Origin of the sequence: Lentzea sp. NPDC006480 (assembly GCF_040611995.1) — a bacterium.
Classification (GTDB): Bacteria; Actinomycetota; Actinomycetes; order Mycobacteriales; family Pseudonocardiaceae; genus Lentzea.
Genome location: NZ_JBEXPJ010000261.1, coordinates 1 through 8,474 on the forward strand (window position 1 = coordinate 1; position 8,474 = coordinate 8,474).

Sequence of the window (8,474 nt, forward strand, 5' to 3'; positions counted from 1 at the left end):
CATGCCGCGGTTGATGGCTTGTGTGGCCAACGTGTGGCGTAGTTGGTGGGCGGTGACGTGTCCGATCCCGGCCTCGTGGCCCAGCCTGCTCAACGCGGTGGCCACGCGCAGCGCGGTGACGGGACGATTGCGTTCGAGCAGAAGACGTTGCGAGCGAAGCCCGGTGGGGCGGTGGTTAGTGATCCAGTCATCGAGCATCTGTTTGAGTTGGGGATGCAGCGGGATGTAGCGGTCGTTGTGCAGCTTGCCGACCGGGATGCGCAGCCAGAAGGCGGATCCGATCTGCACCACGGCATTGACGGTCAGGCCGAGCAGTTCGCCCTTGCGGATCCCGGTGCGGGCCAACAGTTCCACGATGAGACGTGACAGCGGATCGGGATCGGCGCGGGAGGCCCGCATGAGTTTGGCGGCTGCGGCGTCGTCGAGGAACCGAGGCAGCGGCTTATCGACGATCGGAAGGTCTCCGGCGAAGATCAGCGGGCGTTGCGGCGGGCTGGGGTAGCCCCATTCGGTGACCCGGTCGAAGAAGCAGTGCAGGTTGATCAACCGGTTTTTGATGCTGGCACGGTTGAGCGGCTTGGTCGTGTAGCGGGCATGTTGTGCCCCAAGCCATACCTTGTAGTCCTCGATATGGGTCCGGGTCAGACCTGTGCAGTCCTCGATGTCCGGGTGCGCCAGGGCGAGCCAGGTCCCGAACTCGCGCAGGTCGTGCTCGATGTGTGTGACCGTCGCGGGACGCAGGCTCAGATCGACCTGGGCGAGATAGCGGCGAGCCGTCTCGGCGAACCCTGCTGGGACTGCTGCCCATCCGGTCACCGACACTGATGCCCGCCGGGTGGGTCGGGCGTGGCTGTCGAGGCTGCCCGCGTGGAACAGGGTGAGCCGGAGTCGGTGGAAGATCGAGGCCGCGTTGCGGCCCGAGTTCGGCATCCCGCGTGTGAGATAGGCGTCGATGATCGCCGCTCGGGTGGTGTCGAACATCGCGGTGTCGACCCGGTCGACGGGTATGCCGGTGACAGCGGTGATTTTGACCAAGGTGTTCCACTGCAAGGCGATGTCGGCGTGATCGGTCTGCAGGCGGCGACAGGAATCGAGGAACCAGGCGTGTGCCTGGGGGCAGTGGTTGCGGGCTGCGTTGCCCAGTCGCAGGTCGACGCGGCCCAGGACGTCGGCGCTGACGGTGAGCCTGCGGGTGACCAGCAGCCATGAGGCGAACGACGGGGCTTTGCCGATCGCGTCGATCTGCTGGGCTGGGGTGAGCTGTGCCCATCCGCCTGCCCGTTCGAGCTTGGCGCAGAACGACTTGGCCGCCTGCACCGTGGAACGGCCGGTCCTGCGCCCGACCGTCCTCATCGCGGTGAGGTAGGCGTCGACCCGGTCGGCGTTTGCGGTGCCGAGCGCGAGGGCGGCGGGCATCACTGGCCTGCCAGGGTTTGCGCGTCGATCGCCTCGCAGGCTCGTCGGTATTCTCCGGCGAGCCAGTCGTTGGCCAGGTGCAGGTAGATACGGGTCGACTCGATCGAGCGGTGTCCGGCCTGAGCCTGGATCGCCTCCAGCGCCATCCCCGCCTCGCGAAGACGGGTGAAGCACGTGTGGCGTAACTGGTGGCAGGTCAGGTGTTCGATCCCTGCCCTGGCGCGGGCGCCGGCGACGATCTCGTCAAGACCGGGTGCCGACAGCGGCCGGCCCCGACGGGGTCCTTTGAGGACAAGGAAGACGTGGTCGTCGATGGCTTCGTCTGGTCGCTCGCCGGTGAGGTAGTCGCCCAGTGTGATGAAGAAGCGTTGCGACACCGGCACGATCCGCTGATGGCCTCCTTTGCCGTCGGCGATGAACAGTCGACGTTCACCGGGGCGGACATCGCCCAGGCGAAGGCCGAGGACCTCGCAGCGGCGGAGCCCACCGAGCAGCATCCCCTCGACCATGGCCCGGTCCCGGTGGCTGCGCAGTGCGGCGATGAACGCGTCCACCTCACCAGGGTCGATCACCCGCGGCAAGGTGCGGGGTGTCCGGATCAACGGGACGCTACGCACCGCCCGCTGGCCGGGACGGCGCATCGCCAGCCCTCGGGGCACCGGATTACGTGACACGATCGTGTCTGCGCGGATGATCAGGTATTCGTAAAGTCCGGCGACCGTGGCGAGCCGCCGCTTGATGGTGCGCGCCGACAGTCCACTTTCACCGTCCTCGATTCGCACCACCGTCGCGCCATGCCGTGGTTCGCGCTGGGCCTTGATGAAGACCAAAACGTCGGCGGTGTCCACGTCGACCGGGTCCTTGTCGATGACGGAGAAGAACACTTTCAGGTCGAAGGCGCTGGCCAACACGGTGTTCCAGCGGGCCCTCGCGGTCACCAGCTCCAGATAGGAGTCCAGCAGTGGATGGCCCAGACGAATCTGCTCACCACCACCGGCTCGGGGCGTGCGGACAAGGCATGGCGTGAACCCCACCAGAGGTCTCCGATCGATGCGGCGACCTCACCTGCCCGACCGGACCGGCCTGGCAACGGATCACCCGCATATCATGACCAGCCCTCGATGTATTCGAAGATTGCCTTGTGCGCCTTGGCTTTCGTGGGCCAGGCCTGCCGGTCGAGCAGTTCGGATTTGATGGTGGCGAAGAACGATTCGGCGACCGCGTTGTCCCAGCATTGGCCCTTGCGGCCGACCGAGAGCCGTACCCCTGCATCGGCGGCCGCGCGGGAGTACTGACTTGAGGTGTACTGACAGCCCCTGTCGGAGTGGAAGATCACGCCGGGATCGGGGCGGCGCTGGGTGACGGCGTTGCGCAGCGCCTGCTCGACCAGGTCGGTGCGTAGGTGGTCGGCGGTGGCCCAGCCGACGACCTTGCGGGAGCCAAGGTCGATCACGGTGGCCAGGTAGAGCCAGCCTTCCCAGGTGTTGATGTAGGTGATGTCCCCGCACCAGCGGGTGTCTATTTCCCTTGCACTGCAAGAGAAATCCCGCTCGATCAGGTCAGCGGGTGTGGTCGTGGCCGGGTCCGGGATCGTGGTGGTGCGCCACCGTTTCGGCGCCTTCCCCGCCAAGCCGGCCTGGCGCAGCAGCCGGGCGATGCGCTTGCGGGAATGCCGGTGGCCCTGGTCGGCGAGTTCGGCGTGGATCCGTGGCGTTCCGTAGGTGCCGTTCGACTCGTCATGCACCTCGATGATCTTCTCGGTCAGCGTGGCGTCGACGCGGGCGCGGGCGGACGGGCCCGCGGTGCGGTGGGCGTAGTAGGCGGCTCGGGAGACCTGGAGCAGTTCGCACGCACGCTTGACGTTGCCGCTGCCGGCGTTCTCCGCCTCGATGAACGGGTACACGTTCACCGGGTCTCTTTCGCGAAGAAAGCTGTGGCCCGCTTGAGGATCTCCACGTCCTCGCGCAGCCGTTTGTTCTCCCGTCGCAGCGCGGCCAGCTCGGCCTTCTCATCGCTGGACAGGCCGCCGTCATCGCGCGTTCCGGCATCTCGCTCGGCCGGCTTGACCCACTCGGCCACAGCGGTCGCGGTGAGGTCGAAATCCCGCGCGACCTGCGCGATTGAGCGGTCACCACGCTGGCACTGCTCGACGATCTCCGCCTTGAACTCCGGGGTGAACGCACGACGAGGACGCCGGGGCGTGTTCGGGCCCGTGGTCTTCATGAGGACATCCTTCCGGGGGCGAAACCCCCTGATCTCAGGTGTCCGTCAAAACGGGTCAGGCCCAATCAACGGCCCAATTTGCCAGCTCGCCACAGGTCCGGTGAAACCCAGCGAGTGCATGCTCGTCGCCCGCACTGATCGACCGGCTGGTCTCCCGCGACAGCTGAGAGTGGTGAAGCTAGTGTCGTCTGGGGTCGTTACGCGGAATCCGTTGTCGCGCACGACTTTCACGACGCGTTGGGCGGTGCAGACGTCGGCGCCGGTGCAATGTGCTCTACTCGGCGTGCCTGAATGAATGCCAGCGGGAGCTAGTCGCTGGGCACGCCCAAGATGGTCTATCCCGAGCACGTCGGGGCTGACGCGCGCCACTATGCCCATATCGGCTGATCTCGGACGTGAGGTTGTGAGATCTGCGGGCACGTCCGGATGGGTGACCTGGTGCTGAATCCCTTGATGCTGTGACGGTGCCTGGCAGGCTGGCATCTGTGTTGTCCTGCGTGCCGTGGCGATCATGAAGGAGGCTCAGCGTGGCCACCCGTGACTACTCGCCTGCGGTGACGCTACGAAGGTGATCTCATCTCCGGGCAGTGGATTCTGTGCAGTCTCAGCAAAAGCGTCACCGTGGCGGGTACTGCGCTACGCCGTAGTTCAGGCGTCGTCAGACGGTTCTGAGCTACTAGGATTCGCGGATGGCGGGAGCGCAGGCTGGCGGGTCTAGTCAGGACGCCGTGCGGAACGAAATGAACGGTACCGCAGAGGTTGTGGTGCAAGCAGGTGTCGTGCACGGGGACATCGTCGTTGGTCCAGGCTCGGAGTACTTGGACATCGAGGTCTCGTGCGACCCCGCGGGGATCGAGGTGATGCCGAACGAGGTGGACTTCATCGGCCACTGGATCGCCTCCGAACGCGCCCGTCTGCATGCTGTTGCCGATGAGTATGACTGGTCTCGGAACCAACGGCCGTCGGACTTTCTTGAGCACCGGCACATGGTGAGCCAACGAGCTCTCCGTGACCTGCGGTCTCGCGAGGTGTACGAGTCCCATGTCGAGGACTACTTGGTGCAGTCGAGCGAGGTCCTCGCCGAGAGATTCCTGTTGCTCCTTGAAGATGATGAACGTACGAGCGTGCAACTTGTTGTCGTCAATCCGACTGACTTGCACTTCCGCGACGTCGAGCTGCGTCTGTGGTTCGAAGGACCCGTGCGCGGACTCGCCGACGATCTTCGATACACGCTTCCGTCGAGGTGGCCCGAACTTCCTCCGGTCCCAGCAGCGCCAGGCACACTGTCGGAAGACGTGTTCAAGCACCAGTTGGTGATGTCTCCGCCGAAGCGGATTAGAGAACGTACGCGAGCCGAGCGGGCAGCGAATGGCGAAGATGTCCTCAATGGATGGTCGGGCCGCGACTTGAGCCGTGGAATCGTGGTCACCTTCGAGAAGTTTTCGCTGCGGCCGAGGGAGGAGCTTCTGCTTCCTGCTGTTCCATTGAAGGTGTTGGTGTCGCCGGGAGGGTCTTTGAGCGGCCGGTGGGATGCGACCGCCGACCCGTCACGCGGAAGATGCGAGGGCGAGTTGGATCTCGCCGTGTGGCCATCGAGCGTCAATCTTGTCGAGGTTGCTGAGCCAGGGCCGCCGAGTCAGAACAACGCGAGCGTGCTGGATGCTTTGGGGGCTGTGGCATGGGCCATCATCGGACATCCTCGGCCACAAGCAGGGTCCGTCCCTCCGCCGCTAGACGATCTACATAGGTAGGCATCTGCAGGGTTGTAGCGATCAGCGCTTGCGTGGTCGACGAGCAGGCGGTGCGCTTTGGAACGCTTCAGGTCCTTTCAGGCCGATTTGGGTACCGAGAGAATCAAGAGCTGGGTCAGGCTCTGGCGACCGGTTGTCGTAGTAGGTGTCCAACAGTCCGCCCGTGCGGTGGTCGTAGAGAAAGCCGAGGGCGCGGTCGAGTTGTAGTTGATGTTTCTTGGCGGTTGTGTAGTCGTGGAGCCGTTGGAGCGAGGCCGCCGTTGGCAGACCCGGGGTTGTCGTTGCCCAGATGAAGAGCACGCTGTCGCCGCGCCGCGTTCCGGCCGGCATGGCGAGGCTGTGAGGGAGGCCGTCTGCACGGGTCTGAGCCGCCAACCGCGGGCCGGCGACTGCGCAACGGTGTTGACTGGCGGTGTCGAAGTTCAGCAGCGCGGCGGTCATCGCGAACCAACCGGGATCCCCGCGCCGTGCGAGGTCATCGATCATAAGCAAGAGATCGGGATCGGCCTTCATCCTCGGCTTGTTCGCCTGTGTGGTGCGGATGCCCTGCTGGTAGAAGTACCACGCGTCCAACGGGTCTGTGCGGCTGCTGATCAGCTCGAGCCCTTGTTCTCTGTATCGGCGCTTGTTCTTCGTTGGTGGCTCTCCGAGCTGAGGGAGCTCACGCTGCACGGCGTCAGGATCCGGTTCGACGTAGAGCTGGGCGGCGAGGAAGTGCAAGAAGAAATCGAGTTCGTCGACTGCGTGGAAGCACCGCGTGGTACCAGGTTCCGTGCGGCGGCGCAGGTAGAGCAGCAGCTCTGCGGGGCGGTCGACCAGCTCGTTGATGATGCGCAGGTCATGAATGGAGACGGTCCATGGTAGATCGTCAGTGTTGAGCAGGCCGCTGACGACGAGCTCGCTTGTGACGGTCGCGATGCCCGACAAGTCCTCCAGGCTGACCGCGACGGTGTGCACTTCGCGGACAGCACTCAGGTCCAGCCAAGTCTCGTCGCGAAGTCGTAGTCCCTTGTCGTCGAGGATGCGTCGTCGGAGACGGTCAGCCTGTTCTGCGGCATCGGTGATGATCCGACGAAGGTCCTGACGGAGGCGCAGGGGATCACCCGTTCGCGACCGGGGACGAAGCGCCACAGCTTTGGCTTCGATGATGACCGCGACATCGTCGAGGATCAGCAGCCCGTCGCCCTCGACGAGTTTGGTGAAAGAGGCAGGGTTGGTCTCATCAGCGCTGGCAGGAACGAAGTACTCAAATCCGAGGTACTGGACGGAGCCCGGCATGTGAGTTGCGATGAGGCGTGCTGCTTCCCCCTCCAGATAAGTGCCCCTGTGCTTGCTGTAGACGTTCCAGGCGTTCTTGTCACCGCGAAGTACATCCTCGACACGTTCGCGGATGGCCGGCGTCATGAGGGCTTGATGCACCAGGGCGTACTGGCCGTCGGGAGTTGCGACAAGGGGACGCGTCCTCAACGGAGAGGTGCCTTCGAAGAACTCCTGAACCACGTCGGCCGGCGAGCGAGCGGTCATGGGTGTGGAGAACAGGTCGAGCACGACCTGGACGACGTCGAGGCCAAGGCCTGACATCGCGGCAATGGCTTCTGGCGTATGCGTCGCGTTCGAACCTGGCCGGGCGCTGACCTGTGCGAGCAGTGCTCGGGCTTGGTCGATTTCCTGTGACGCCAAGTCGGCGACCTCACCGTTCGTGCGGTCAAGAATCTGCCGCCACTCCTCCAAAGCTTCGAACCGCCCACCCAACGCATTGATGACTAGCTGCTGTAGGCCAGCGAACACCCGTCGGATTTCGTTGACCGTGCAGCCCAGTGCGGACCGGCAGGCGGTTTCGATTGCTTGACCATCGAACAGCGCCGTCAGGGTGTCGTCCAACATGTGCGGATAGATAGCGTTGCGTACGGCTACCTCACGCAGACGCGTGCCGAAGCTAACACGGTGCAACGGCTCGCCGCGGTCGGATGTGAACAGGTTCAGCATCTGGCCCGCGTCCATCAGATCTTGAAGCTGAACCTGAAGTGCTCCAAGAACTTCTGCGGGACCTGGGTCTTCACCGTTAGACGTTGTTGCTGTCCTCGTGCCACGTGAGATGAGGATCAGTGCGAGCAGCTCGAACATGCTCACGTCGGCGCCGTGCTCGCTTTCTCGATACGTATCCGGGTCTGTCATCAACCCGCGAATCCTGACGGCCTCCAGGACGTCGAAGACGTCTGCTTGTGCTGTCGCGGCCACGATCGCGTCCATGGCTTGGCGCTGTCGTTCAGCGGCAGCGGCGATCGCTGCGTCGGGGTCGTTGGACAGTGTCAGATACGGAGCAAACCGCTCCATACTGCCGATCAGCATGGCGAGTGAGGGCGAGATGCCGGTGTCCCTGACCGCCGCGCGCGCAGCCTTCTCCCGCTTGTGACGCTTCGCGGTCTGCTTGCGCTTCTGCTTGGACATGTCGGGCAACGTACTACCCAGCACCGACAAATCCTGCGTGGACGCCGGCCCGTCCAGGAGGCCGCGATCGCGGACGCTGCGAGCGGCCCGGGATGCATCTAGCCCTAATCACCCGGCGCTGCAGGGGTTCTTGGGGTCTGGAGGTGGGCGGTTGGAGTCTGGTTTCTCGTACCAGATCAGGTAGTCCACCTTGGCCTTCGTGCCGATCAAGGTGTAGAGGAAGACGTGAAGCTTGGGCGGCACGTCCTGGGTGAGGTTCTCGCCGGCCGAGTAACTCGTGTGACCGGTGAATCTGTTGTCGACCAATCGCTGGCATCGCAGCACCATGTCTGGCGTCACGGTCACGCCGCGGTTGACCGCGGGCGTGAGCACGAGGTCGGCTTCTCGGCGTTGCGGATCGCACACGCCGACGGTTTCGGCGTGCTTTCTGGGACTGGGTGGATCAGGCCTGCTGACCCGAGAAACTCCAGCGCGAGGTCCACCACGAGCGCCCTGGGTAGTTCATCGAGCTGCGCCTGCAGGGTGGAACGCACCTCGTCGGCATTGACCATATCGACCTCGCCAGTCAGCGTGACCACGACGACGCCGTTCTCGACAGAGACCTTCGTCTGCGCAAGCTGCGGGCTTCCCGCCTGG

Annotated in this window: 8 protein-coding genes; 1 reads left to right on the forward strand and 7 read right to left on the reverse strand. The window is 64.4% G+C overall.

The genetic code is table 11. The annotated features are described in order from the left end of the window. From ABZX92_RS44025 to ABZX92_RS44040, 4 genes are all read right to left on the reverse strand, one after another. A partial coding sequence (locus ABZX92_RS44025; protein WP_355571853.1) for a tyrosine-type recombinase/integrase occupies positions 1–1,416 on the reverse strand: 1,416 nt, incomplete at its 3' end. Continuing rightward, a complete protein-coding gene (locus ABZX92_RS44030) occupies positions 1,416–2,450 on the reverse strand; it encodes a tyrosine-type recombinase/integrase (protein ID WP_355571855.1) in 1,035 nt (344 codons plus the stop codon). The genes ABZX92_RS44025 and ABZX92_RS44030, both read right to left, overlap by 1 nt. A gap of 71 nt (positions 2,451–2,521) precedes the next feature. After that, positions 2,522–3,325, reverse strand: coding sequence for an IS3 family transposase (locus ABZX92_RS44035; protein ID WP_355571857.1), 804 nt, complete (start codon positions 3,323–3,325; stop codon positions 2,522–2,524). Continuing rightward, positions 3,322–3,639, reverse strand: a complete 318-nt coding sequence (locus ABZX92_RS44040; protein WP_355571859.1) for a transposase — start codon at positions 3,637–3,639, stop codon at positions 3,322–3,324. Before ABZX92_RS44040 ends, ABZX92_RS44035 begins: the two co-directional genes overlap by 4 nt. A gap of 779 nt (positions 3,640–4,418) precedes the next feature. Between ABZX92_RS44040 and ABZX92_RS44045 the strand changes: the two genes are divergently transcribed. Then, positions 4,419–5,390 (forward strand): hypothetical protein, encoded by a 972-nt coding sequence (locus tag ABZX92_RS44045; protein WP_355571861.1) that lies wholly within the window; start codon positions 4,419–4,421, stop codon positions 5,388–5,390. 21 nt (positions 5,391–5,411) lie between these two features. Here ABZX92_RS44045 and ABZX92_RS44050 read toward each other — a convergent pair whose 3' ends face one another. From ABZX92_RS44050 to ABZX92_RS44060, 3 genes are all read right to left on the reverse strand, one after another. Beyond that, on the reverse strand, positions 5,412–7,838 hold the full coding sequence (locus ABZX92_RS44050; protein WP_355571862.1) for a hypothetical protein: 2,427 nt from the start codon (positions 7,836–7,838) through the stop codon (positions 5,412–5,414). Between the two features lie 108 nt (positions 7,839–7,946). Next, the gene (locus ABZX92_RS44055) at positions 7,947–8,210 is read right to left on the reverse strand and encodes a hypothetical protein (RefSeq protein WP_355571864.1); all 264 of its coding nucleotides are present in this window, start codon (positions 8,208–8,210) and stop codon (positions 7,947–7,949) included. Continuing rightward, a partial coding sequence (locus ABZX92_RS44060; protein ID WP_355571866.1) for an STAS domain-containing protein occupies positions 8,180–8,474 on the reverse strand: 295 nt, incomplete at its 5' end. The genes ABZX92_RS44060 and ABZX92_RS44055, both read right to left, overlap by 31 nt.

What these genes read in the sequence shown, in the direction of transcription:
- ABZX92_RS44040 (WP_355571859.1), bottom strand. Translation starts at nt 3,639, where the DNA reads ATGAAGACCACGGGCCCGAACACGCCCCGGCGTCCTCGTCGTGCGTTC.
- ABZX92_RS44050 (WP_355571862.1), bottom strand. Translation starts at nt 7,838, where the DNA reads ATGTCCAAGCAGAAGCGCAAGCAGACCGCGAAGCGTCACAAGCGGGAG.